Raw genomic sequence first — 25182 nt, forward strand, 5'->3', positions numbered from 1 at the left:
CATAATTTTCCCTTACTTTTCTTAGAGTTGAGGTAGGCTCGGTTCTCGTACCAGGGGGCCGATGTCGCATCTGCGCTCGGAACGGAGGGGACCGTCATGGCCGAATCGCGTTCACATGCCGTGGTTCTGGGGGCAGGCATCGCCGGCCTGCTGACCGCTCGGGCGCTGGCAGAGTTCTACGCCTCGGTGACACTGATCGAGCGGGACACGCTGCCTGATCACCCAGAACTGCGCAAAGGTGTGCCACAAGGGCGCCATCTGCACAACTTTCTCAGTCGCGGTACCCAGGTACTCGAGGAGCTCTTCCCCGGACTCTTGGCGGAACTTGCCGCCGCCGGGGCCGTTGTCGACGACGGCGATGACCTGTCGCGGATCTACGTGCACGCGGCGGGGTATGACGTCAGGCCGGCAGGACGGCTGAGTGATCCGAGAGCACTGGCCGCCTATCAGGCCAGCCGTCCCTTCATGGAGTTTCACATTCGCCGACGCGTCGCCGCGCTCGACAATGTCACCATCCTCGACGACCACGAGGTGGTCGAACCGGTGATCACGGACGACACCGTCACCGGTGCACGAATCATCAACCACAACAACGGTATCGCCATCTCGTTAGCTGCAGACCTGGTGATCGACGCGACGGGACGTGCCGCACGTACTACGCGTTTCCTGGAGAGTCACGGATTCGGCTCGACACCCGAAGTTCACGTGCCTTCGGTCGGCGGCTACTCCAGCCAGTTGATCCACGTCCCGCCCGGACGCATCGGCGATCGGATGGCGTTCGTCAACCGAGGCAGCAGGTCACCCGGATTGTTGCTGGTGGCCTACGAAGACGACGCCTGGATGCTTGCGATCACCTGCCCGGACGGGTGCTGCACCCCCGCAACCGATTTCACCGCGATGGTGGAAGCGGCCGAACAGATGTTGCCCGAGACGATCATGGCCGGACTACGCGACGCCACGCCCGTCGGGCAGGTCTCGATTTCCCGCAGCACCGCCGCCGCCTGGCGACGCTATGACCGGATGCCGCGCCTGCCCGCCGGCCTGGTGGTAGTCGGTGACGCCTTGTGCAACCTCAATCCGCTGTACGGACAAGGCATGACGATGGCCGCTCTGCAGGCGCTGGCGCTCCGTGACTGCCTGCGTGCCGGCCATGCCGATCTGCCTCGCCGGTTCTACCGGCTGGCCGCCGAACAGATCGAGCCGGTGTGGACGGAGAACCGGGCAAACGATCAGCCGACGCCGACGAGCACAAAGCGGACCACTGGGAAGAGGTTGCGCAGCTGGGCCCAACACGCAACGTTGAAAGCCGCGACCAACGACATCGTCGTGGCCGAACGGATCTTTCGCGTCCGCGGCCTGATCGATCCACCTACGAGCCTTCAGGACCCGGCCCTGTTCGTGCGGATCCTGCTGTCCAACCTGCGCCATCCGCACCGGAAGCGGCCGGGCGGCCCGACGAAGAGCTCACCGATGAGACAGGACGCCGGCAATGCTTGAGCAGACCTATCGCGCGGTCCGCGGCCGGCTGAGCGAGCTTGCCGTCACACTGAACGACGAACAGCGTCTGATGCTCGTACCCGCCACGCCACGCTGGACAGTGCACGAGTTGTTGGCACATCTGGTCGGAGGTGCTGCCGACGCGGCCAGCGGACGGTTGGACGGTGTGACAAGCGACCAGTGGACGGCGCGCCACGTCGAGGAACGCCGGCACAAGCCGATCGACGAACTTCTCGCCGAATGGGATCGCGTCGGTCCGGCAGCTGACGCTCTCCTGACAGACGACCAGATCTTCGGACCCAACCTGGCCGCGGACGCGATCTGTCACGAGGCAGACCTACATGAAGCGCTGGGGCTTCCTCGGGTGGACCGTGAACATTGGCAGCCGTTCCTGGAGGCATTGATACTGTACCTCGGAAGACGGCTCCGGCACTCCACAACTGTGCTCATTCACGACGAGCGAGGCCGGCAATGGAATTGCGGTTCAGGGCAGCCGGCCACGCGGTTGCACACCGACGGCTACGAATTGCTTCGAGCCTCCTTCAGCCGCCGCTCCCAGCGCCAGATCGCCGCGTGGGAATGGACACCTGAGCCCTCCGAGCAGATGATCGAGAGCTTCGGATTCTTCGGCCCACGCCACGACGACCAGCCGATTCCACCGGCCGAGACGCCCGCTGACTAGCCCCCGGCCCGAACTTCGCATTCCACCGCCGGGGCCATCAGCTCGATGATCCTGGCGGTGACTGCCGCTGCGGTGGGGTGCTCCCACAGCAGGGTCGGCGGTAGCGACAGCCCGGTCTGCTTCTCCAGCTGGCGGCGTAGCCGCACCGTCATGATCGAGTCGACGCCCAGCTCCACCAACGGCAGGTCGACGTTCACGTCGTTCTCCGACAGTCCCAATTGGCCTGCCACCGCGGTCAATACGTGGGCGGCGAGCTGTTCGGGGTCGTACTCCCCCGCGGTGGACGGCGACGAGTCATCGTCGGGTTCCTCCTCAGGCGCCACGTCCACCAGAATCGGTACCGCGGCGGCAGCCGGTAGGACCGGCAGCACCACAACGTTGGCGGTGTCCTCACACATCGCCAGATCGAGGGCACGGATCGCGTCGTCCGCGCCGACCATCCCCATGCCGAGCGCATCGAGCTGGGTCGCCACGAATTCCGAGGCCGAGCCCATGCCCAGCCCGCGCCACGCGGTCCAGGCAACCGCAGTGGTGCGGTCCCCGAGTCCACGCCGGTGCCGGGCCATCCCGTCGAGGAACGAGTTGGCACAGCCGTAGGCACCCTGGCCGGGGAAGCCTGCCAGATAACCGCAGGAGGAGAACAGCACCATCCAGTCGAGTTGTTCCGGCGGGAAAACCTCGTGCAGGACCAGCGTGCCGTGCACCTTGGGATGCATGGCCGTGGCGAACTCATCGGAAGTCGTATTCATCAGCAGCGCACCGGCTTCCACACCCGCGGCATGGATCACCCCGCGCACCGCCGGCAGCGGACGCAGCAGGTCCCGCAGGGCATCGGCCGAACCCGGTGCGCCGATGTCGACGGCGGCGACGGTGACCGATACGCCGCGCTCCTCCAACGCGGTGACCGCCCGGACCGCGGCTGACTGCTGGTCGCCCGCCCAGGCCGAACGCTCCCCCAGGCCAGACCGCGACAGCAGCACGAGGCGGCGGGCACCGAGGTCGGCGAGCCGCTGGGCCATCCGCAGGCCGAGCACGCCGGTGCCACCGGTGATCAGGTAGGTGCCGCCCGGCGTGCACTGCATCGGGTTGGCCTGCGTGGCGACGACCGAACTCGACGCCGCGAGGCGGGCGGCCTGGGCCACCCCGTCGCGGACCACCAGGACGCCATGTCCGGCCAGCGATCCCAGCGCCGTCAACGGCAGTCGTCCGTCGGCCACATCCAGCACGCCACCCCACAGCTGCGGATGCTCGGCGGCAGCGACCCGACCCAGTCCCCACAGCGGCGCGTGCGTCACGTTGGCGCCTTCGTGGACGCCGACGGTGAGCGCCCACAGCCGGGCGGACAGGCCGAGTTGCTGCTGCAGCGTGAGTGTCCTGGTCACCAGTTCGACGGCACCCTCAGGCGAGTCATCGTCGCGGGGCAACACCAGCACCACCGCGGAATCCCCGAGTTCTGCCGGCAACGAGCCGAATTCGACGATCGAGTCCAGCTCGGCAGGGTCTTCAACCGCACGGTACGGCACCCCGGCCCCGGCCAGATCGTCGACCGCGGCTTCCAGCCGGTCGACGTCGCCGCCGACCAACACCACTCCGCTGGGCGCCTTCTCGTCGCGGGCCGACACCGAATGCCAGGCCATCCGGTGCACGATCCGGCGCGTGTCCGCGGCCGACATTTCGCGCCCCGGATTCTCCAGTTCCTCGAAGGTCATCCCACCGATCGACAGCAGAACAGACCCGGATTCGTCGGCGATCACCACATCGGTGGTGGTGGTCCCGGGCCGGCGCCGGACCGACAGCATCGCGGTGGCCGGCGGCGCGGCATGGACCTGGACCCGCTCGATGCGGGCGGGCATCCTCAGCCGCGGCGGTCCGTCGAAAATCGTCGAGGCGGCCGAGGTCGCCGCGTCCACCAGCGACGCCCAGGTGGCGGGCTGCGCGCCGTCCGAGTCGGAGCTCACCCGGGCCAGCAGTTCACCGTCACCGCGGTGCAGATCCTTGATATCCCAATCGAATCCCATCGCAGCGACCCCGAGTTCGGCGAGGGTGTCGATCACGTGGCGCGGCGCCAACTGCTCTGCGCAACGTGCCCGGGCCGCGGCCAGATCGATGGACAGCTCGACGTTCTCGCCGGCGACGGCATGCGCGACCACCGCACTGCTGTGCGTCAACCATCCGCCGTCCTGCTCCTCGGCGGCATCGGCCAATCGCGAGGCCAGGGTCAGCTCGCGGTCGGCCAGCACCACCTGTAGATCGCGGGCGCGGGCCGGGGCCACCGGCGTGCGCAACCGCACCTCGGTGAGTGCGGCGCCCGCGCGTGAACCCGATGCGGCGCCCGCGCCTGAACCCGATGCGGCGCCCGCGCCGGCCGCCGTGAGGAAGGTGTTCAACAACACTGCGGCAGGAACGATTTCGGTGCCTTGCACCGGGTGGTCCCCGGGGTAGGGCCGGGTGTCGAAGTCCAGCCGGGTCTGCCACATCCGGGTGGCGACAGTTCCGGCCACCTCGGTGCGTCCACCCAACAGTGTGTGACTGCTGGTGTCGTGCACCGCGCTCCCGCCGGATGCCGCCGTGGGTACCCGCCAGAAGCGGCGGTGCTGCCACTGAGTGACCGGCAGGTCGGCATCCCACGGATCATCCTGGGCGACATCATGTTCGATGTCCGACCCGTGGCAGTACAAGGACGCGACGGCAGTCGTGACAGCGGCAGGTTCGGGCGTATTACGACGCAGCAGTGGGATGACGGCGTGCTCATCCATACCCAGATGCAGCAGGGTTTCGACGACGGAGTGCGACACCACCGGGTGTGCGGACACTTCGAGAAACAGCCGGTGTCCGTCCTCGGCGGCCGCCGTGACGGCCTCGGCGAACCGGACCTGCCCGCGAAGGTTGCGCACCCAGTAGTCGGCGTCGCGCGGCGCGGTGGATCGCGGATCGGCCAGCGCGGTGGTGTACAGCGGGATCGCCGCCTCGCGCGGCGGACGAATACCGGCGACATTCTCGGCCAGGGCGCCGGTCAGGTCGTCCATGGCGGGGCTGTGGAACGCCACATCGGTGTTGACCCGACGCACCACGACTCCCTGCTCGGCCCAGCTTTCGCACACCTCCTCGACAGCTGCCGTGACACCCGAGATGACACAGGATTCCGCCGACGCACTGATGGCCGCCACCACATCGGTGCGGCCGGCCAGCCGCTGCTCAGCCTGGTCGAACGGCAGCCGTACCAAAGCCATCGCGCCGCAACCCATCACGGCGCGGAAGCCGCGCGCCCGGTAGCAGGCCACGGCTGCGCCCTGGCGTAGGTCGAAAACCCCGGAGACCACGCACGCCGCGACCTCGCCGACCGAGTGCCCGATCACCGCCGCCGGTCGCACACCGCGCTCGCGCAACACTGCCGCCAACCCGACCTGCATCGCGAAGGTCAAAGCCTGGATCCGGTCCGTGCCACCGAGGTCTGCGCTGCTCAGCGCAGCCCGGGCAGAGAACCCGAGTTCAGGCCCGAACACCTCGTCGACCTCGTCGATCACTCGGGCGAAAGTAGGTTCCGCGGTGAGCAATTCACGGCCCATGCCGACCCAGTGCGAACCGTGCCCGGAGAACACCCAGACCGCATCCCGAGGCTGACCGCCCGGCACGGCGCCGGTGACCAGGTTGTCAAGGGATTCGTCGCGGGCCAACGCGTCGAGGCCGGCGATCAACTCATGCCGGTGCTCGGCGACGACCGCGGCCCGGACCGGTTCGTGACTGCGCCGGGCCCACAAGGTGGCGGCCACCGGCGCCACGTCGTGGTGTCCGGCCCGCAGGTGGTCGGCCAACGCTTCGGCCTGGCGAGCCAGTCGCGGGCCGGAGCGTGCGGAGATCGGGACGATCAGCGCACCAGAACTACTGCGCTCCACAGGATCCGAAGCCACCGGGCCCTCTTCGAGCAGGATGTGCGCGATCGTGCCGCCGTAGCCGTAGCTACACACCGCAGCCTGGCGTGGGGTGTCGGTGCGGGTCCACGGCTCGACTTCGGTGGGCACCCGCAGGCCGCTGTTGGCCCAGTCGACCGCACCGGTGAGTTGCCGTAGTCCGGCGGTGGGCGGGATCGCCTCATGGTGCAGCGCCAGGACCGCTTTGATCAGGCCCATCACACCCGCGCCGCCTTCGAGGTGGCCGATGTTGGGTTTGACCGACCCGATGCGGCACCGGTTCGTCTCGGTCCGCCCGACGCCGTACACCTCGGCAAGCGCGCCCACCTCGGTGGGATCACCTGTGGGAGTTCCGGTTCCGTGTGCCTCGATATATCCGACGCCGGCCGGGTCGACGCCCGACATCCGGCAGGCGAGCCGGAACATGTCCGCCTGGGCAGCGCCATTGGGCGACATGATGCCCACGGTGCGGCCATCCTGGGCCGTGGCACCGCCGCGCACCACCGCCAGCACACGGTCACCGTCACGCTGGGCATCCGCGAGGCGCTTGAGCACGACGACGCCTGCGCCTTCGCCGCGGCCGTACCCGTCGGCGGAGGCGTCGAAGGTCTTGCAACGACCGTCGGGGGCGGTGGCGCCGGCCTCATCCAGCACCCGGGTGAGGCCCGGGCCGATCAGCGCGCTGACGCCACCGGCCAGTGCCAGCGATGTCTCACCCGCCCGCAGCATCTGACATGCCTGGTGCACCGCGACCAACGAGGCCGCACACGCCGCGTCCAGCGCCACGCTCGGTCCGCGGAGATCGAGCAGATGCGACACCCGGTTGGCAATACCGCACAGCGAGGTTCCGATGCCTGTCCAGGCATCGATGCCGGGCAGGTCTTCCATGATCAACTTGCCGTAGTCGTCGGAGTTGACGCCCATCAGCACCGCGGTGTCACTGCCGGCCAGCGCCCTCGGCGACACCCCGGCGTGTTCGAGCGCCTCCCAGCTGACCTCCAGTGCCAGCCGCTGCTGGGGATCCATGACCTCGGCCTCGCGCGGTGCGACGCCGAAAAACTCGGCGTCGAATCCGGGCAGGTCATCGAGGAAAGTTCCCAGCCGCGTGACTTCGCGCAGCACCGCGGCGTTTCGCGGGTCACGCCGCAGGTACGGCTCCCATCGCTCATCGGGCACCTCGGTGACGTTGCTGCGCCCTTCCAGCAGAAAGTTCCAGAAGTCTGACGGGGTCGCGACGTTGCCGGCGACGCGGCAGCCCAGCCCGATGACGGCGATGGGTTCCGGAGTCGAAGCCTCGGTTGCCATGTCAGCAAGACCTCGACGAAAGCAAAGTCTGGATAGGCTTGCCTAAATACGCTGCCGACATGCGGACAATAGTGGCACACGATCCGAAACAGCAGGAGCTCTACCTCAGAACCAGCTGTGAATCCACTGAAAGGGCCGCCCAGCGGTGATGAAGTGCACTTTTACCGGCCCAGGCGGCTGTATCGGCTAGCTTTTCGCCCTCGCGCGGGACCCGCCCCGGGCCTGTTAGCTCACTCACATGGCGGCTCGTCTCCCTCGGCGGCGACAAGGTACGGCGACAACGTGCTCAGCTTTTCGCAGGTCTCCTCGAACTCGCGGTCCGGCGTGGACTCGGCAATGATTCCGGCGCCGGCCCGCAGCCACGTGTGCCCGTCGGCTTCATAGGCCGCCCGGAGCGCCAGCGCGGCATCGAGGGAGCCGTCGGCCGAGAAGATGGCCACCGCTCCGGAGTACAGACCCCGGGGCAGCTCGTCGTGCCGCAGGATCGCGTCGACCCCCTCGGCCTTGGGAATTCCCGATGCGGTCACCGCCGGGAACAGCGCTTCCAGCGCGTCCATGCGGTCCATCGAGGGATCGAGGCGGGCGCCCACCGTGGACCCCAGGTGTTGCACACTTCCGCGCTCGCGAATGGTCATGAAGTCGGTGACCGTCGCCGTGCCGGGCTCGGCGACTTCGGCAATTTCCTTGAGCGAACTGCGCACGGATATCGCGTGTTCGACGATCTCCTTGGAGTTGGACTCAAGATCATCGCGGGCGGCCTGATCGTTGGCTGCGCCGCGGCCGAGTGCCCGAGTACCGGCCAGCGGCTCGGTGATCACCTGCCCGTCCCGGTGCACGGCAGCGACGAGTTCGGGGCTGTAGCCGAGTGCCCGAAGCGAACCGAGCCGAAGCAGGAATGACCGGGCCGGGTTGTTGTTTTGTCGCCCCAGCCGATAGCTCGATGGGAAGTCGAGCCGGAACGGCACGTCGAAGCGCCGCGACAGGATGACCTTCTGGTATTTACCCTGGCCGATCTCGTCGATCGCCGAGGCCACCCGCTCGCGGTAGCTACTACCGTCCTGCCGGATGTCGACGGCACGAGGAGCAGCCGCGGGCGGGACACCCTCGGTGATCAGGCGCCGCACGATGTCGTGGTCGCTCTCGCCGCCACCCAGAATGGTGACCCGTTCTGCAGTGACCTCGATATGCGTCAGCGGGCTGAAGACCCGCGCCAGCGGCGTCTTCGGCGCCAACCGGCCTTCGAGACCGAACTTGTACGCACCGAATTCGAATGCGACCCAGCCGAATGCGGTGTCGGCATGGTTTTCGGAGTCGGCCAACATGAGGTCCACCGCTTCGCCGAGTACAGCACCCGGCCTACCGGTCCACGGCCGACGGGCCGCTACCGCGCCATCCCGGGTCAGTCGCAGTTCATCGCTGTCCAACTCGACACCGCACTGGGCGCCGGCCGCCAGGATCCACCGGTTTCCCCGCTCGTACACCACGTAATCACTGCCGTCGCCGGACAGCGCACGAGCGATCTCGGCGACCAAATCGGCTGGTCCGGTCGCATTGTCGCCCGCAGGCAGCTCGAACGAGGCGAGCGCGGCCGAAGCATTGCAGTCAGCTTGGTCGTTCTTGGTGAGCATTTGGCAAAGATTAGCCTGGCCTTACTCATTGTGCAGACCTACGTATTTACTACGGAATCAACAACATCCGTATAGAAACCACACAGCGGACTCACAGCCTTCCCGCCACACCACCTCGCCGCACCATGAGCTCACCCGCACGACGATCACTCAAGCGGACGGCCATGGAAGAGGCCGCTCGAACCCGGTGCCACAGCTGGATCCGGACCACATCTGGGCCATCTTGTGTATGGACACCAGTGAAGTGTTGCGGCAACCGGGCTCGCAGTCGCGGACGCAGATCGCCCATCTCCGGCAGCGGCCAAGGCTCGACCACCGCATACAGCTGGCGTTGCGGGCGGATGTCAGTCACCACGGACGACTTGCCTGCTTTCTACCCCAGCAGGTCGCGGACGACTCCGTCCGCGAGCAACCGGCCACGGTCCGTCAGCACGAGGGCACCCTGACGCGACAGGAGAAGCCCTTCACCACAGAGAGTTTCGGCCCGAGTCAGTTCGTCGGCATCGAGCAGCGACGTCGGCAGGCCGTCACGCACCCGGACCCGCAACATCACTTCCTCCACATGCCGGTCACGGTCGTCGAGCTCCTCGAAATCCGCTATCGGCAAGCGGTTTTCAGCGAGAGCCTGCGCATAGGTATTGGGATGCTTGACATTCCACCACCGGGTATCGCCCAGGAAGCCGTGGGCTCCCGGCCCGGCGCCCCACCACTCGCCACCGTCCCAGTAGCCGAGGTTGTGCCGGCACTCCCCGCCCTCAGTGCTCCAGTTCGACACCTCGTACCAATGCAGGCCCGCCGCCGAAAGGCGGCTGTCGAGCAGTTCGTAGCGCCGAGCGAGTACGTCGTCGTCGGGCCGCGCGATCTCGCCGCGGCGCACCCGGCGTGCCAGGGCGGTGCCGTCCTCGACGATCAGCGAGTACGCGGACACGTGGTCGACGCCGGCGCCCAACGCGACGTCGATCGATCGCCGCAGATCGTCGTCGGTCTCCCCCGGCGTCCCGTAGATCAGGTCGATGTTGACGTGCTCGAACCCAGCTGCTCGGGCTTCCAACGTCGCCGCGGGCGCGCGCCCCGGGGAGTGCGTCCGGTCCAGGACGGCCAACACCTGCGGCGCCGCCGACTGCATGCCGAGTGAGATCCGGGTGAAGCCGGCCTCGCGCAGCGTCGCGAACATCTCCGGAGAGGTGGATTCCGGGTTGGCCTCGGTGGTCACCTCGGCGTCGGCGACCAGGTCGAAATTGTCCCGGACCGCACCCAGCACCGCAGCCAGGCCCGGGCCGCCGAGCAGCGAAGGCGTGCCGCCTCCGACGAACACCGTCTGCACCGGCACAGCCCCGACCGTGGCGGCAGCCAGGGCCAGTTCGACGCGCAGCGCGGCCAGCCAGCCGTCGGGGCTGGCACCCCCCAACTCGGCGGCCGTATAGGTGTTGAAGTCGCAATATCCGCACCGGGTGGCGCAGAACGGCACGTGGATATAGATGCCGAACGCGCGGTCGTCCGGTGAGCGCTCGCGCGAAGAGCATGATCCAGCGCGCTCCAACCGGGGTCGACCGACGGGCGCGGTACGGGTACTCATGGTTTGATTTTCCCAGACTGTCCAGCGCGGACTTTTGCTCACCCTGAGCGCAAATATGGCCCGGTTAGGGCAGGTGGCGACAATCGTGGCAGAATGTCGGGCGTGACTGCCGCCCACAACAGCACCACCCGCATTGCGCTGGTGGCTCGTCGGCATGTCGATTTCAAGCGCGTATGTAGCTGTTGCTGTCTGCCTTAATCATGCGTTGATTTCGGACCCCGCCCGCCCCATAGTTTCAGCTGGCACCGGATCTGCGCCGCCGGACAGCCACCGGTGATCTGCGCGTTCTAGTGCCAGCTCCTTTGCGAAGGAGCTCAACAGTGACAACCCCCGAGGCCCCAGCCAAGGCCGACCGGCCCGCCAAGAAACCCCGCGACGAGGGTCAATGGGCGCTCGGTAGCCGCGACCCGCTCAACCACAACGAGCAGTTCAAGCAGGAAGACGACGCACTCAACGTGCGGGACCGCATCCTCAACGTCTACTCGCGTGACGGCTTTGCCAGCATCGCCAAGGACGACCTGCGCGGCCGGTTCCGGTGGATGGGCCTGTACACCCAGCGCACCGAGGGCTACGACGGCACCTTCACCGGTGACGACAACGCCGACCTGCTCGAGGCCGAGTACTTCATGATGCGGGTGCGCACTGACGGCAAGGCCCTGTCGGCCCAGGCCGTGCGCACCCTCGGACAGATCTCGGTGGACTTCGCCCGCGACAGCGCCGACATCACCGACCGGGAGAACCTGCAGTACCACTGGCTGCGCATCGAGGACATCCCCGAGGTCTGGCGCCGGCTCGACGAGGTCGGCCTGCAGACCATGGAGGCCTGTGGCGACTGCCCGCGCGGCATGCTGGGCTCGCCGCTGGCCGGCGATTCGCTGGTCGAGGTGCTGGATCCGACGCCCGCGCTCAAGGAGATCGAAGAGCGCTACATCGGCAGCCCAGAGTTCTCCAACCTGCCCCGCAAGTTCAAGACCGCCGTCTCGGGTCTGCAGGACGTCGCCCACGAGATCAACGACGTGTCGTTCATCGGGGTCAACCACCCCGAACACGGGCCCGGCCTGGACCTGTGGGTCGGCGGTGGCCTCTCGACCAACCCGATGCTGGCGCAACGCGTCGGCGTGTGGGTGCCACTGGACGAGGTCGCCGAGGTGTGGGCCGGAGTCGTCGGGATCTTCCGTGACTACGGGTACCGCCGACTGCGGTCGAAGGCTCGGCTGAAGTTCCTGATCAAGGACTGGGGCGTAGAGAAGTTTCGCGAAGTTCTCGAAACCGAGTACCTGAAGCGGCCCCTCCACGACGGACCCGCGCCCGAGCAGGTGCCGCACACCGTGGACCACGTGGGCGTGCAGAAGATTCGCAACGGCCTGAACGCCGTCGGCGTCTCGGCCATCGCCGGACGCGTGTCGGGCACCATCCTGACCAAGGTCGCCGATCTGATGGAAGAGGCCGGCGCGGACCGCGCCCGCCTGACCGCGTATCAGAAGCTGATCATCCTCGACGTGCCCGACGAGAAGCTCGATGCCCTGCGCGCCGGCCTGGACGCGCTCGGCCTGCAGTCGCAGCCGTCGCACTGGCGGCAGAACCTGATGGCCTGCACGGGCATCGAGTACTGCAAGCTCAGCTTCGCCGACACCCGCGGACGGGCCCAGACGCTGGTGCCCGAGCTGGAGGCACGGCTGGGCGACCTCAACGCCGAGCTCGACGTGCCGGTCACCGTGAACATCAACGGCTGCCCCAACTCGTGCGCCCGGATCCAGGTCGCCGACATCGGCTTCAAGGGCCAGATGGTGGACGACGGCGACGGCCCGGAGGAGGGCTTCCAGGTCCACCTCGGCGGCAGCCTGGGCCTGGACAGCGGTTTCGGACGCAAGTTGCGACAGCACAAGGTGCTGGCCACCGAGCTCGGTGACTACATCGAGCGGATCGTCCGCAATTTCGTGAAACAACGTGACGCCGGTGAGCGTTTCGCCCAGTGGGCCGTTCGGGCCGACGAAGCGGACTTGAGGTAGATCGCGAGATGAGCACATTGACTGAAGCGGAATTGATCGAGCTGGTCGAGCAGGGCACGGCCGAATTGGGCGACGCCAGTGCCGAGGAGCTCCTGCGCTGGACGGACAAGCACTTCGGGGACGCCGGCGGGCCGACCAGTAGATCCGGTTACGTCGTGGCCTCCAACATGCAGGACGCCGTATTGGTCGAGATGGCGGCGAAGGTCCGCCCCGGCGTCGACGTCCTGTTCCTCGACACCGGCTATCACTTCGCCGAGACCATCGGCACCCGGGACGCCGTCGAGCAGGTCTACGGCGTCAACGTGGTGAACGTGCGCCCGGAGAACACGGTCGGCCAGCAGGACGAACTGCACGGCAAGGACCTGTTCGCCCGTGACGCCGCGGCCTGCTGCCGCATGCGGAAGGTCGAACCGCTGGGCAAGGCACTCGCGGGCTACACGGCGTGGGTGACCGGCATCCGCCGGGTGGAGGCCCCGACGCGCGCCAACGCCCCGCTGATCAGCTGGGACGCCGCCTTCGGCCTGGTGAAGATCAACCCGATCGCCGCCTGGTCCGACGAGGAGATGCAGGCCTACATCGAGGCCAACGACATCCTCGTCAATCCCCTTGTCTACGACGGCTATCCGTCCATCGGATGCGCCCCGTGCACTAGCAAGCCTGCCGAGGGCGCCGATCCGCGCAGCGGCCGGTGGGCCGGCCAGGCCAAGACGGAGTGCGGGCTGCACGCCTCGTGAGGTACCTGTGACGCTCGTTCTCACCGCACACGGCAGCGCTGACCCGCGCTCGTCGGCGAACGCGCACGCCATCGGCGGGCATCTGCGCCGCCTGCTGCCCGACACCGATGTGCGGGTTGCGTTCTGTGAACAGAACGCGCCCAACCTGACCGAGGTGCTTCCGGATGTCGAGCCGGGCGCCGTCGTGGTGCCGCTGCTGTTGGGTAGCGCCTATCACGCGCGAATCGACATTCCCGAGCTGATCGCCGACGCCGGCGCCGAGGTGATGCAGGCGGATGTGCTCGGTGAAGATCCCCGCCTGCTGCAGGTGGTGCGGGAGCGGCTGACCGCGGTGGGAGTTTCCCGGTTCGACGCCGATCTTGGCGTGATCCTGGTCGGGGTGGGCTCGTCCCATCCCGCCGCCAATGCACGTACGGCCGCGCTGGCCGGCGTGCTGGCCGAAGGCACCCGCTGGGCCGGCACCGAGGTGGCGTTCGCCACAGGTCAGACCCCGTCCCTGCCCGAGGCCGTCGAGCGCCTACACCGGCGCGGCGCTCGCCGCCTGGTGATCGCTCCCTGGTTCCTGGCGCATGGCCGCATCACCGATCGGGTGGCCGAATTCGCTTGTACCGCAGGCATTCCGATGGCCGATCCACTTGGTCCGCACCGCCTGGTGGCAGCCACGGTGCTGGATCGCTACGAAGAGGCGCTTGCCGCGCGCAGCGCCGGCTTCGCCGCCTGACCCCACCCTTTTCCGACCGACCACGCCCCCGGGAACGCCCCGGGGGCGTTTTCACGCGCTTGACACATATACCCCTTGGGGTATGTTTGGACATATCGGTATACCCCCCTAGGTATACAAAGTCGTCCACCGAGGAGTTGAACAATGAAGTTCATCCAGTACTACCTGGACTGTCTGTCCCATGCGTCGTACCTGATCGGCGACGAGTCATCGGGGCGCGCCGTCGTCGTCGACCCGCAGCGCGACGTGTCCGAGTACGTCACCGATGCCGAGAAGCTCGGCATGCAGATCACCCACGTCATCGAGACCCACTTCCACGCCGACTTCCTGTCCGGCCACCTCGAACTGGCCGAGGCCACCGGCGCGACGATTGTGTACTCGTCCGTCGCCAAGCCCGAGTTCGATCACCTGGGAGTCGAAGACGGCCAACACATTTCACTGGGCGAGGTGGTGCTGGAGTTCCGCCACACCCCGGGTCACACCCCAGAGTCGATGAGCATCGTGATCTACGAGCACGCCGATGACGCCGTGCCCTACGGCGTTCTGACCGGCGACACCCTGTTCATCGGCGATGTCGGCCGGCCGGACCTGCTGGCCTCCATCGGCTACACCCGAGACGAACTGGCCGACAAGCTCTACCACTCGCTGCACGAGAAGCTGCTACCGCTGCCCGATGCCACCCGGGTCTTCCCGGCCCACGGCGCGGGTTCGGCCTGCGGCAAGAACCTGTCCACCGAACTGTCGTCCACCATGGGTGAGCAGAAGCAGACCAACTATGCGCTGCGCGCACCGGACAAGCAGTCCTTCATCGAGTTGGTCACCGCAGGCCAGCCGCCCGCCCCCGGCTACTTCGTCTACGACGCGATCCTCAACCGCAAGGACCGCGCCCTGCTGGACGAGGAGGCGAACCCGGAGGCCCTGGACTACCGTCAGGCCACCGAAGCGGTCGCCGACGGGGCCATGCTGATCGACGGCCGCAGCCCCGAGGACTTCGCGCTGGGCCATCTGCGCAACGCGATCAACATCGGCCTGGCCGGGCGCTACGCCGAGTTCGCGGGCTCAGTGGTCAAACCCGACGCCGACATCGTGCTGGTCACCGACCCGGGCGAGGAGCGCGAAGGCAAGAACCGGCTGGCGCGCATCGGGTTCGACCGGGTGCTGGGTTACCTCGACAACCCGGAGCGGACCATGTTCGAACATCAAGACGATGTGACGGTCGCCTCACGGTTGACCGCCGCCGCGTTCGGTGAGCGAGCCGGCTCGGTGGCCGACCTGCAGATCGTCGACGTGCGCAATCCGGGCGAGACCGAGGCGGGCACGATCCCCGGCGCGGTCAACATCCCCGTCGGCCAGCTGCCGGACCGGACCGGCGAATTGGATCCGACCCGCCCGACCGTGGTCTACTGCGCCGGCGGCTACCGCTCTTCGGTGGCGGCCAGCCTGCTGCGCCAGCGCGGCTTCACCGATGTCAGCGACATCCTGGGTGGCTACGGCGCCTGGGTGGACAGCACCCAGGCCGTCTGAGCCGGCGCAAATCGTCTGAGAGACAGGAAAACACAACAAGTATGTCCACCCCAGCCAAGCATGAGGTCCTGATCATCGGCGGCGGCACGGCCGGCATCACCGTGGCGGCGCGGTTGCTGCGCAAGCACTACAGCGACGTGGCGATCATCGAACCGTCCGACCAGCACTACTACCAGCCGTTGTGGACGCTGGTCGGCGGCGGTCAGGCGACGGCGGCCGAGACCGAGCGTGCCGAAGCGTCGGTGATGCCGCGCGGTGCCACCTGGATCAAGAGCGCGGTGACCTCCGTCGACCCGGACGCCAACACGGTCACGTGTGCCGATGGCGCGACGTACTCCTACGACGTCCTCGTGGTGGCGCCGGGTATCCAGCTGGACTGGGAGCGCACCGAGGGCCTGACCGACACGCTCGGCAGGGACGGTGTCTCCTCGAACTACCGCTTCGATCTCGCGCCGCGCACCTGGGAGTTCATCCGCGACACCAAGTCCGGGACGGCGGTGTTCACCATGCCGTCCGGGCCGATCAAATGCGCCGGCGCCCCCCAGAAGATCGCCTACCTGGCCTGCGACCACTGGCGGCGCCGAGGTGTGCTCGACAACATCGACGTGCACCTGGTGGTCCCGACCCCGCGGATCTTCGGCATCCCCGCGATCGCGGACAACTTGGACAAGGTGATCGCCGACTACGGCATCACGCTGCACACCGGAAGTGAAGTGCGGTCCATCGATTCGGCATCGCGCAAGGTGACGATGACGAACGTTGCCGATGGCGTCGAGACGGTGCTGCCCTACGACGTGCTGCACGCGGTCCCCCACCAGTCGGCGCCGGACTGGATCAAGTCCAGCCCGCTGTCCACGAGCCATGTCGGCGGGGACGCCAACGGTTACGTCGACATCGACAAGCACACCATGCAGCATGTGCGCTACCCGAACGTGTTCGCACTCGGCGACGCGGGATCGTCACCGAACTCGAAAACCGGTGCGGCCATTCGTAAGCAGGCGCCCGTGGTGGTCGAGAACATCGGTGCGGTGCTGAGCGGGCGCCCGCTCACCGGGTCGTACGACGGCTACGCGTCCTGCCCGATCGTCACCTCCGCACACGACATGCTGCTGGCCGAGTTCGACTACGACTTCGCGCTGAAACCGTCCTTCCCGCTGCTCGATCCGGTCAAGCCACACCGGCCGTACTGGCTCTTGAAGAAGTACGGGCTGCCCGCCCTGTACTGGAACCTGATGTTGAAAGGTCTTGCCTGATGTCCTCTTCGTCGATCATCGACGCCACCGAACTCAACGAGCTCAAGCAGGCCGGTCCCGGCCCGCGACTCATCGACGTCCGCACGTCCGCCGAGTTCGAAACCGCCCATATCCCTGGCGCTTACAACGTTCCACTGGACCTGCTGCAGGAACATCGCGACGAGATCGCCGAGCACCTCGACGAGAACATCGTGTTGATCTGTCGCTCGGGGCAACGGGCAGGCACCGCCGGGCAGACCCTGCGTGACGCCGGCCTGCCGAACGTCTCGATCCTCGACGGCGGCATGACCGCATGGCAGAACCAGGGATTCGGGGTGCGTCGTGGCGCCCAACGCTGGGATCTGGAACGTCAGGTTCGCCTGGTTGCGGGGTCGATCGTGCTGAGCAGCGTGCTGGGCAGCATCGCGGCCCCCAAGCTGAAATGGCTGGCCGCGGGGATCGGCGCCGGATTGACGACAGCGGCGCTGACGAACACCTGCGCCATGGGCATGATGCTGGCAAAGCTCCCCTACAACCGGGGCGCCTCCTGTGATGCCGACAGCGTCGTCGCACAGCTGATCGGCTCCAAGCAGGCACATTCGGGCGCATTGGCATGATCGCCCTCGCTGTCGCGCTGGCCGTCCTCGTCGGGATGTCCCTCGGACTCCTCGGCGGAGGTGGCTCGATCCTGACCGTTCCACTGCTGGCCTACGTGGCCGGCATGGAGGCCAAGCAGGCGATCGCCACCTCGCTGCTGGTCGTCGGGGTGACCAGCGCGGTCAGCACCCTGTCTCATGCGCGCGCCGGCCGGGTGCAGTGGCGCAGCGGCCTGATGTTCGGCGCGGCCGGCATGGTCGGCGCATACCTGGGCGGCCTGCTGAGCTATGTCGTGCCCGGAACGATACTGCTGACCGCCTTCACGGTGGTGATGATCGCTACGGGTATCGCAATGATCAGGGGCCGCAAGACGTGCGAGCCGACGACGCGGACGATGCCGGTCGCCAAGGTCCTCTTGATGGGTCTGGGAGTCGGGGTGGTGACCGGAGCCGTCGGCGCGGGTGGCGGATTCCTCGTGGTGCCCGCCCTGGCACTGCTGGGCGGCCTGCCCATGCCCGTCGCGGTCGGAACCTCCCTGCTGGTGATCACCATGAACTCGGCGGCAGGTCTGGCCGGCCATCTGAGCACAGTGCCGATCGACTGGACGATCGCCGGTGCGGTCACCGCCGCGGCGGTGCTCGGCAGCCTGCTGGGTACCCGACTCACCGCCCACGTGGACCCCGATGCGGTACGCCGGGCCTTCGGCTGGTTCGTGTTGCTCATGGCATCGCTGATCCTCGGCCAGGAGGTCCACCCCGCCATCGGGCTCACCGCGGCAGGCCTGACGGCACTGGCCGGCCTCGGCAACCTCAGCTGCGCGCGGCTCGGATGGTGTCCGATGCGGTGGCTTTTCGGCCCACCCGCAGCGACAACATGACCACACGCACATACCCCCGAGGGTATGATGAAAGCAAGAAACCCAACGTTAAGGGGACAACATGATCTGCGACGAGGAATCGATCGCCGCCATCCTCAACCGGTTGCGCCGCGCACAGGGACAGCTCTCCGGCGTCATCGCCATGATCGAACAGGGCCGCGACTGCAAGGATGTCGTCACCCAGCTCGCCGCGGTGTCCCGGGCACTCGACCGCGCCGGATTCAAGATCGTGGCAACTGGTCTGCGTGAATGCATCACCGGCGAGAGCGACGAACCGATGGACGTCGCCGAGCTGGAGAAGTTGTTCCTGACTCTGGCCTGACGGGGTGGCGCTGACCACCTAGCTGACGGTCAGCGCCTCATCCTCGTTACTCGCCGGAGTCTGCACTCCCCCGGCGATCTGCGGAACCCGAGTGGCCCGCACATAGACCGTGTCGCCCTCGCGCAACCCGAGCGCCTCGGCGTCGCCGCGGGTGATCTGCGCGGTAAACGGCACATGGGTTGCGGCACCGGTCAGTTCGACCCGCACCTCGAAGCCCAGCATCACGATCCGGTCGATGGTGGCGCGCAGCACCCCGGTGGCCTCCGCTGTCCCATCACCGGCGGCAACAGCCAGCTCCGGGTTGCGTCCCACCCGAATGTCGTGCGGACGCACCAGGATTCCGTTGAGCTCGGAGACGGCACCGAGGAACGACATCACGAACGCGTTGGCCGGCTCGTCATATACCTCCGTCGGCGACCCCACCTGTTCGATCCGCCCCTTGTTGAGCACCGCGATCCGGTCGGCCACATCCAGCGCCTCGGCCTGGTCGTGCGTCACCAGCACCGTGGTGACATGCACCTCGTCATGCAGCCGGCGCAGCCAGGTGCGCAGATCGTCACGGACCTTGGCGTCCAGCGCCCCGAACGGCTCGTCGAGCAGCAGCACCTGCGGATCCACCGCCAATGCGCGGGCCAGTGCCATGCGCTGACGCTGGCCACCGGAGAGCTGGTTCGGGTAGCGGGTCTGAAAACCGGCCAGCCCCACCACTTCCAGCAGGTTGTCGACCTTCTCCTTCACCTCGACTTTGGGGCGCTTACGGATCTTGAGACCGAAGGCCACATTGTCGCGGACCGTCAGGTGTTTGAACGCCGCATAGTGCTGGAACACGAATCCGATATCGCGGCGCTGCGGCGGAATCCCGGTCACATCGCGGCCGTTGATGGTGATGGTCCCGCTGTCGGGCTGATCCAGACCCGCGATGGCGCGCAGCAGGGTGGACTTGCCCGAGCCACTCGGGCCCAGCAGCGCGGTCAACGACCCTGACGGCACCTCGAAGTCGATGTTGTCGAGCGCCGCAAAATCGCCGTAATGCTTGTTCGCGCCCCGAACCACGATCGCGTCGGTCATAGCTCTTGTCTCCTTCTCAGGCCTACTGCGCGGCCTTGATTCGGCGCCGGTCGAGGATCACCTGGACAACCAGGACGATCACGGCCACCGCCATGAGCAAAGTCGAGATGGCGTACGCCCCGTACACCGAGTCAGCGGTGCCGCGGTTGTAGCGGTCGGCCACCAGCAGGGTCAGGGTCTGGGAGGTCCCCGGCAGGTTCGAGGACACCATGATCACGGCACCGAACTCCCCCAGCGTGCGGGCGATGGTCAACACGATGCCGTAGGTCAGACCCCACCTGATGGAGGGCAGGGTGATCCGCCAGAACGTCTGCCACCAGGTCGATCCCAGTGTCGCGGCAGCTTCCTCCTGATCGGTGCCGATCTCGTGCAACACCGGCTCGACCTCACGGATCACGAACGGCACCGTGACGAAGATGCTGGCCAGCACGATGCCGGGGATTCCGAAGATGATCTTGAGTCCGAGGTCGTTCTCGACGAAGCCCAGCAGCCCCGCCGAACCCCACAGCAGGATCAGCGCGACACCCACGACCACCGGTGACACCGCGAACGGCAGGTCGATGACCGCCTGTAGGGCACTCTTGCCGCGGAACCGGTTGCGCGCCAACACCAGGGCGGTGGGAACACCGAACAACACGTTCAGCGGCACCACGATCGCCACCACCAACAGCGACAGGTTCAGCGCCGAGATGGCCGCGGGTGTGCCTACCGATGCGAAGAACGCACCGACGCCCGGACCGAAGGTCCGCCACAGGATCAGCCCGACCGGGACCACCACCAGGACCGTCACATAGGCCAGCGCCAGAAAGCGCAGCAGGTAGCGCACCGACGGTGAGAGCGTCATGCCGAAAGCTCCTCACGTTTGGCCGCACGCGAGCCCACCGCCCGCAACACGAACAGCACCAGGAACGAGATCACCAGCAGCACAATCGAGATCGCCGCGGCGCCGGTTCGGTCGTCGTTCTCGATCAGGGTCCGGATCCACTGCGACGACACCTCGGTCTCACCGGGGACGGCACCACCGATGAGCACCACGGAACCGAATTCACCGATGGCCCGCGAGAACGCCAGACCGGCCCCTGACAGCAGGGCAGGCAGCAACGCCGGCAGGATCACCTTGACGAAGATGACCCGATTGCTGGCACCCAACGAGGCGGCCGCCTCCTCGGTCTCCTGGTCGAGCTCGAGCAACACCGGCTGCACCGAGCGCACCACGAACGGCAGCGTGACAAACAGCAGGGCGATGCCCACACCCCATTTGGTGTGCTGCAGGTGCAACCCGACCGGGCTGGCCGGACCGTAGAGCGCCAGCATCACGAGGCTGGCCACGATCGTCGGCAAAGCAAATGGCAGGTCGATCACCGAGTCGACCAGCCGCTTACCCGGGAAGTCGTCGCGGGTGAGCACCCAGGCCACCACCAGGCCGAAGAAGATGTTCACCACCGTCACGCCGGCCGAGATGGTCAGGGTCACCCGAAACGATTCCAGGGCCGCGTTGGAGGTGACCGCCAACCAGAAGGCGTTCCACCCACCGCCGGCCGCCTGCCACAGGATCGCCGCCAACGGCAGCAACACGATGACGCTCAACCAGATCGAGGCCGCGCCCACGCGCAGCGACGTGCTGCCGTAGCGGCCGGACCGCGCGCCGGGAGTGGACTCCCCCGGCGCGGGCACAGCCGAACCAGGTTCGGCTGCCTCGCTCTGCGCTACTGATGTCATCCAGTCGCCTGCTTGTAGATCTTGGTGATCGAGCCGTTGTCCTTGTCGAACAACGCGGGGTCGACCTCTTTCCATCCGCCGAGATCTGCGATCGTCCACAGCTTCTCCGGCGTCGGGAAGTCCTTGGCGAAGTCCGCCGCCACCGCGGGATCGACCGGACGGAATCCGGCCTCGGCCCACAGCTTCTGCCCCTCGGCGGTGAACAGGAAGTTCTCCAGCGCCTTGGCCTTGTCGGCGTGGGCGCTGGTCTTGACGACCGCCACCGGGTTCTCGATCTTGAAGGTCTGCGGCGGGTTCACGTGCTCGATGTCCTTGCCCTGCCGCTCGACGTTGATCGCCTCGTTCTCGTAGCTGATCAGTACGTCGCCGGTGCCCTGCAGGAACACATCGGTGGCCTCACGTCCCGAACCCGGGCGGGTCTTGACGTGCTCGGTCACCAGCTTGTTCACGAAGTCGAGCCCGGCCGCGGAATCCTTGCCGCCGTTGCTCTTCGCCGCGTACGGGGCCAACAGGTTCCACTTGGCCGAACCCGAACTCAGCGGGCTCGGGGTGACGACCTCGAGCCCGGGCTGAAGCAGATCGTCCCAGTCCTTGATGCCCTTGGGGTTACCCTTGCGCACTACCAATGACACCACGGAACCGAACGGCACGCCCTTCGTATTGCCTGCGCTCCAGTCGTCGGCCACCTTGTCGGCCTTGACCAACCGGGTCACGTCGGGTTCGACCGAGAAATTCACGATGTCGGCGGGCTTGCCGTCGGCCACGGCCCGGGACTGGTCGCCCGATGCGCCGTACGACGTCCGCACCGCAACGCCCTTGCCTTCCTCACTGGCGGCGAAGGCCGGGATGATCTTGCTCCAGCCCGGTTCGGGCACGGCATAGGCGACGAGGGTCAGCGTGGTGTCGGCACCCGCGGCACCCTGGTCACCGCCGGCGACATCACTGGCGCCGCCACCGCAGCCGACCGCCAGCACGCCGGTGGTGGCCAGGACGGTGGCAGTACGCCAGAACTTACTGAGATGGGGCTTGTTAACGGGCACTGAGGACCTTTCTTGCGGACAGCGGACATTGCGAGGTCCGTCATGCGGAAAGGCGAGGGAGGCGAGGAGGCGAGACAACAGCATCCGGGCGCAGAACCACCACCGACACCAAACCGCGGACGGGTTGGAGTCAGCGACAACAGGCGACGTCAGCAACAGCGCACGAACCCACGGCAATGAGAGCCAAGACATGGCTCTCAGTCTTGCCGGACGCTGAATGCATGGCGCGAAGAATAACAGAATTCCGCCGTCGCGCCCGTCGAGCGACAGGTGTCCTCGCTAGCTGGTCAGCAACCACATCACGATGACCAGCACAACCAGCAGAATCAAGATCAACGTGACACGTGAGCGCGGCATACCGTTCACTCCGATTCCACCTCGTCCACCGGGGCGTGGCGCAACCGGCGCAGCCCGGTGCTTCCCCAGCCCAGCGCGCCGTCGAGCACCACCGCGATGCCATAGGCCAACGCCAGCACCACCGGCATCACCACCGCGGTCTGCACGACGAACGGCAGCCCGGTCAGCCACAGTTCGACGCCGTCCCACCAGTTCAGGATTGCCGCCATGGGGCAAGCGTAGGCGATCGTCGACAGCACCCCGTCTTCATCCCGCCGCACCAGTAACGTTCGACACGCGTGTCTTGGGTAGACGACACCCGTATCCGCAGATGATGATGTGCGGATGGTTCTGCAACACACCGAGCCCACGGATGTCGTCGCGGCACTCGACAAGACCCCTGACACCTCGAAGACCCCCGAGACGCCGCTCACGGCGACGGCGCCCGTGCCGTACTCCTCGGGTGCGTCGCTACGGAACCCTTTCCCGCCGATCGCCGACTACGGCTTTCTCTCCGACTGCGAGAACACCTGCCTGATCTCCTCGGCCGGGTCGGTGGAGTGGCTGTGTGTCCCCCGGCCCGACTCTCCCAGCGTGTTCGGCGCGATCCTGGATCGCAATGCGGGTCACTTCCGGCTCGGCCCCTACGGGGTGACCGTTCCATCGGCGCGGCGCTACCTGCCGGGCAGCCTGATCCTGGAGACCACCTGGCAGACCCACACCGGTTGGCTGATCGTGCGCGACGCGCTCGTGATGGGTCCGTGGCACGACATCGACACCCGGTCACGCACGCACCGGCGTACCCCCATGGACTGGGACGCCGAACACATCCTGCTACGCACGGTCCGCTGCGTCAGCGGCACCGTCGAACTGGTGATGAACTGCGAACCGGCGTTCGATTACCACCGTGTCAGCGCCTCGTGGGAGTACTCCGGCCCGGCCTACGGCGAAGCGATCGCACGTGCCAGCCGCAACCCGGACTCACACCCCACGATGCGGCTCACCACCAACCTTCGGATCGGCATCGAGGGCCGCGAGGCCCGCGCCCGCACCCGGCTCACCGAGGGCGACAACGTGTTCGTCGCGCTGAGCTGGTCCAAACATCCCGCCCCGCAGACCTTCGAAGAGGCCTCGGACAAGATGTGGAAAACCAGTGAGTCGTGGCGGCAGTGGATCAACATCGGCGATTTCCCCGACCACCCGTGGCGGTCATACCTGCAGCGCAGCGCGCTGACGCTGAAGGGCCTGACCTACTCGCCGACCGGCGCCCTGCTGGCCGCCCCCACCACGTCGCTACCGGAAACTCCTCAGGGAGAACGTAACTGGGACTACCGCTACTCGTGGATCCGGGACTCCACGTTCGCGCTGTGGGGTCTGTACACCCTCGGGCTGGACCGGGAAGCCGACGATTTCTTCTCGTTCATCGCCGACGTGTCCGGTGCCAACAACGGCGAACGCCACCCGCTGCAGGTGATGTACGGCGTCGGTGGTGAGCGCAGTCTGGTCGAAGAAGAACTGCATCACCTCTCGGGCTACGACAACGCCCGGCCAGTGCGGATCGGCAACGGGGCCTACAACCAGATGCAGCACGACATCTGGGGCACCATGCTCGATTCGGTGTACCTGCACGCCAAGTCGCGCGAACAGATCCCCGAGGCGCTGTGGCCGGTGCTGAAGAACCAGGTCGAGGAAGCCATCAAGCACTGGAAGGAGCCCGACCGGGGCATCTGGGAGGTGCGCGGCGAGCCGCAGCACTTCACCTCAAGCAAGATCATGTGCTGGGTGGCGCTGGACCGCGGTTCGAAGCTGGCCGAACTGCAGGGCGAGAAGAGCTACGCGCAGCAGTGGCGCGCGATCGCCGAGGAGATCAAGGCCGATGTCCTGGCCCGCGGCGTGGACTCCCGCGGTGTGTTGACCCAGCGCTACAACGACGACGCCCTGGACGCCTCGCTGCTGCTGGCGGTGTTGACGAGGTTCCTGCCGTCGGACGATCCGCGGGTGCGGGCCACGGTGCTGGCGATCGCCGACGAACTCACCGAGGACGGCCTGGTGCTGCGCTACCGGGTCGAGGAGACCGACGACGGGCTGTCCGGCGAAGAGGGCACGTTCACCATCTGCTCGTTCTGGCTGGTGTCGGCGCTCGTCGAGATCGGCGAGGTGAGCCGGGCCAAGCACCTGCTCGAGCGGTTGCTCTCGTTCGCCAGCCCGCTGCACCTGTACGCCGAGGAGATCGAGCCGCGCACCGGCCGCCACCTGGGCAACTTCCCGCAGGCATTCACCCACCTGGCCCTGATCAACGCCGTGGTGCACGTCATCCGCGCCGAGGAGGAGTCCGACAGTTCCGGGGTCTTCCAGCCCGCCAACGCACCGATGTAGGGCCGTCAGGCGTTGCCGGACACAGCATGTC

21 protein-coding genes are annotated in these 25182 nt (G+C 67.1%); 12 read left to right on the plus strand and 9 right to left on the minus strand.

Annotation, left to right across the window (positions count from 1 at the left end; all coding sequences use genetic code 11):
- The first annotated feature begins 96 nt into the window (after positions 1-96).
- The gene (locus AC4ELS_RS29105; protein WP_448443484.1) at positions 97-1497 is read left to right on the plus strand and encodes an NAD(P)/FAD-dependent oxidoreductase; all 1401 of its coding nucleotides are present in this window, start codon (positions 97-99) and stop codon (positions 1495-1497) included.
- The gene (locus tag AC4ELS_RS29110) at positions 1490-2179 is read left to right on the plus strand and encodes a maleylpyruvate isomerase family mycothiol-dependent enzyme (RefSeq protein ID WP_499050448.1); all 690 of its coding nucleotides are present in this window, start codon (positions 1490-1492) and stop codon (positions 2177-2179) included. The genes AC4ELS_RS29105 and AC4ELS_RS29110 overlap by 8 nt, the downstream gene beginning before the upstream one ends.
- Here AC4ELS_RS29110 and AC4ELS_RS29115 read toward each other — a convergent pair.
- The 3 genes from AC4ELS_RS29115 to hemW form a co-directional block, all read right to left on the minus strand.
- On the minus strand, positions 2176-7392 hold the full coding sequence (locus tag AC4ELS_RS29115) for a type I polyketide synthase (protein ID WP_499050450.1): 5217 nt from the start codon (positions 7390-7392) through the stop codon (positions 2176-2178). The two genes, AC4ELS_RS29110 and AC4ELS_RS29115, sit on opposite strands and share 4 nt — an antisense overlap.
- 230 nt (positions 7393-7622) lie before the next feature.
- Positions 7623-9020 (minus strand): salicylate synthase, encoded by a 1398-nt coding sequence (locus AC4ELS_RS29120; RefSeq protein WP_064960321.1) that lies wholly within the window; start codon positions 9018-9020, stop codon positions 7623-7625.
- Between the two features lie 373 nt (positions 9021-9393).
- Entirely contained in the window at positions 9394-10596 is a 1203-nt protein-coding gene (gene hemW / locus AC4ELS_RS29125) for a radical SAM family heme chaperone HemW (RefSeq protein WP_499050454.1), read from the minus strand.
- 93 nt (positions 10597-10689) lie between these two features.
- Between hemW and AC4ELS_RS29130 the strand changes: the two genes are divergently transcribed.
- From AC4ELS_RS29130 to AC4ELS_RS29170, 9 genes are all read left to right on the plus strand, one after another.
- Positions 10690-10794: an Ms4527A family Cys-rich leader peptide gene (locus tag AC4ELS_RS29130; protein WP_350222970.1), complete on the plus strand. Its 105-nt coding sequence runs from the start codon at positions 10690-10692 to the stop codon at positions 10792-10794.
- Positions 10795-10916: 122 nt separating this feature from the next.
- Positions 10917-12605 (plus strand): nitrite/sulfite reductase, encoded by a 1689-nt coding sequence (locus tag AC4ELS_RS29135; RefSeq protein ID WP_064877851.1) that lies wholly within the window; start codon positions 10917-10919, stop codon positions 12603-12605.
- A gap of 8 nt (positions 12606-12613) precedes the next feature.
- The gene (locus AC4ELS_RS29140) at positions 12614-13339 is read left to right on the plus strand and encodes a phosphoadenylyl-sulfate reductase (RefSeq protein WP_499050457.1); all 726 of its coding nucleotides are present in this window, start codon (positions 12614-12616) and stop codon (positions 13337-13339) included.
- Between the two features lie 7 nt (positions 13340-13346).
- The gene (locus AC4ELS_RS29145; RefSeq protein ID WP_499050460.1) at positions 13347-14060 is read left to right on the plus strand and encodes a sirohydrochlorin chelatase; all 714 of its coding nucleotides are present in this window, start codon (positions 13347-13349) and stop codon (positions 14058-14060) included.
- A gap of 144 nt (positions 14061-14204) precedes the next feature.
- Positions 14205-15584 (plus strand): MBL fold metallo-hydrolase, encoded by a 1380-nt coding sequence (locus AC4ELS_RS29150; RefSeq protein ID WP_064960324.1) that lies wholly within the window; start codon positions 14205-14207, stop codon positions 15582-15584.
- A 41-nt stretch (positions 15585-15625) separates the two neighbouring features.
- Complete coding sequence (locus AC4ELS_RS29155) at positions 15626-16837, plus strand: NAD(P)/FAD-dependent oxidoreductase (protein WP_499050463.1); 1212 nt, start codon at positions 15626-15628, stop codon at positions 16835-16837.
- A complete protein-coding gene (locus AC4ELS_RS29160) occupies positions 16837-17433 on the plus strand; it encodes a rhodanese-like domain-containing protein (protein WP_499050466.1) in 597 nt (198 codons plus the stop codon). Before AC4ELS_RS29155 ends, AC4ELS_RS29160 begins: the two co-directional genes overlap by 1 nt.
- Positions 17430-18290: a sulfite exporter TauE/SafE family protein gene (locus AC4ELS_RS29165; protein ID WP_499050469.1), complete on the plus strand. Its 861-nt coding sequence runs from the start codon at positions 17430-17432 to the stop codon at positions 18288-18290. Before AC4ELS_RS29160 ends, AC4ELS_RS29165 begins: the two co-directional genes overlap by 4 nt.
- 61 nt (positions 18291-18351) lie before the next feature.
- The gene (locus AC4ELS_RS29170; protein ID WP_055115484.1) at positions 18352-18612 is read left to right on the plus strand and encodes a metal-sensitive transcriptional regulator; all 261 of its coding nucleotides are present in this window, start codon (positions 18352-18354) and stop codon (positions 18610-18612) included.
- An 18-nt stretch (positions 18613-18630) separates the two neighbouring features.
- On the opposite strand, the gene AC4ELS_RS29175 is transcribed toward AC4ELS_RS29170, so the two are convergent.
- The 6 genes from AC4ELS_RS29175 to AC4ELS_RS29200 form a co-directional block, all read right to left on the minus strand.
- The gene (locus tag AC4ELS_RS29175; protein WP_499050472.1) at positions 18631-19680 is read right to left on the minus strand and encodes a sulfate/molybdate ABC transporter ATP-binding protein; all 1050 of its coding nucleotides are present in this window, start codon (positions 19678-19680) and stop codon (positions 18631-18633) included.
- Between the two features lie 22 nt (positions 19681-19702).
- The gene (gene cysW / locus AC4ELS_RS29180; protein WP_055115487.1) at positions 19703-20524 is read right to left on the minus strand and encodes a sulfate ABC transporter permease subunit CysW; all 822 of its coding nucleotides are present in this window, start codon (positions 20522-20524) and stop codon (positions 19703-19705) included.
- Positions 20521-21399, minus strand: coding sequence for a sulfate ABC transporter permease subunit CysT (cysT, locus tag AC4ELS_RS29185; protein ID WP_064960328.1), 879 nt, complete (start codon positions 21397-21399; stop codon positions 20521-20523). Before cysT ends, cysW begins: the two co-directional genes overlap by 4 nt.
- On the minus strand, positions 21396-22439 hold the full coding sequence (locus AC4ELS_RS29190) for a sulfate ABC transporter substrate-binding protein (protein WP_064885571.1): 1044 nt from the start codon (positions 22437-22439) through the stop codon (positions 21396-21398). Before AC4ELS_RS29190 ends, cysT begins: the two co-directional genes overlap by 4 nt.
- Before the next feature lie 130 nt (positions 22440-22569).
- Complete coding sequence (locus AC4ELS_RS29195; RefSeq protein WP_448457131.1) at positions 22570-22899, minus strand: Ms4533A family Cys-rich leader peptide; 330 nt, start codon at positions 22897-22899, stop codon at positions 22570-22572.
- Positions 22802-23005 (minus strand): hypothetical protein, encoded by a 204-nt coding sequence (locus tag AC4ELS_RS29200; protein WP_064885589.1) that lies wholly within the window; start codon positions 23003-23005, stop codon positions 22802-22804. Before AC4ELS_RS29200 ends, AC4ELS_RS29195 begins: the two co-directional genes overlap by 98 nt.
- Before the next feature lie 115 nt (positions 23006-23120).
- Between AC4ELS_RS29200 and AC4ELS_RS29205 the strand changes: the two genes are divergently transcribed.
- Positions 23121-25151, plus strand: a complete 2031-nt coding sequence (locus AC4ELS_RS29205; RefSeq protein WP_055115495.1) for a glycoside hydrolase family 15 protein — start codon at positions 23121-23123, stop codon at positions 25149-25151.
- Positions 25152-25182 lie beyond the last annotated feature (31 nt).

Source organism: Mycobacterium shunyiense, from assembly GCF_058270035.1.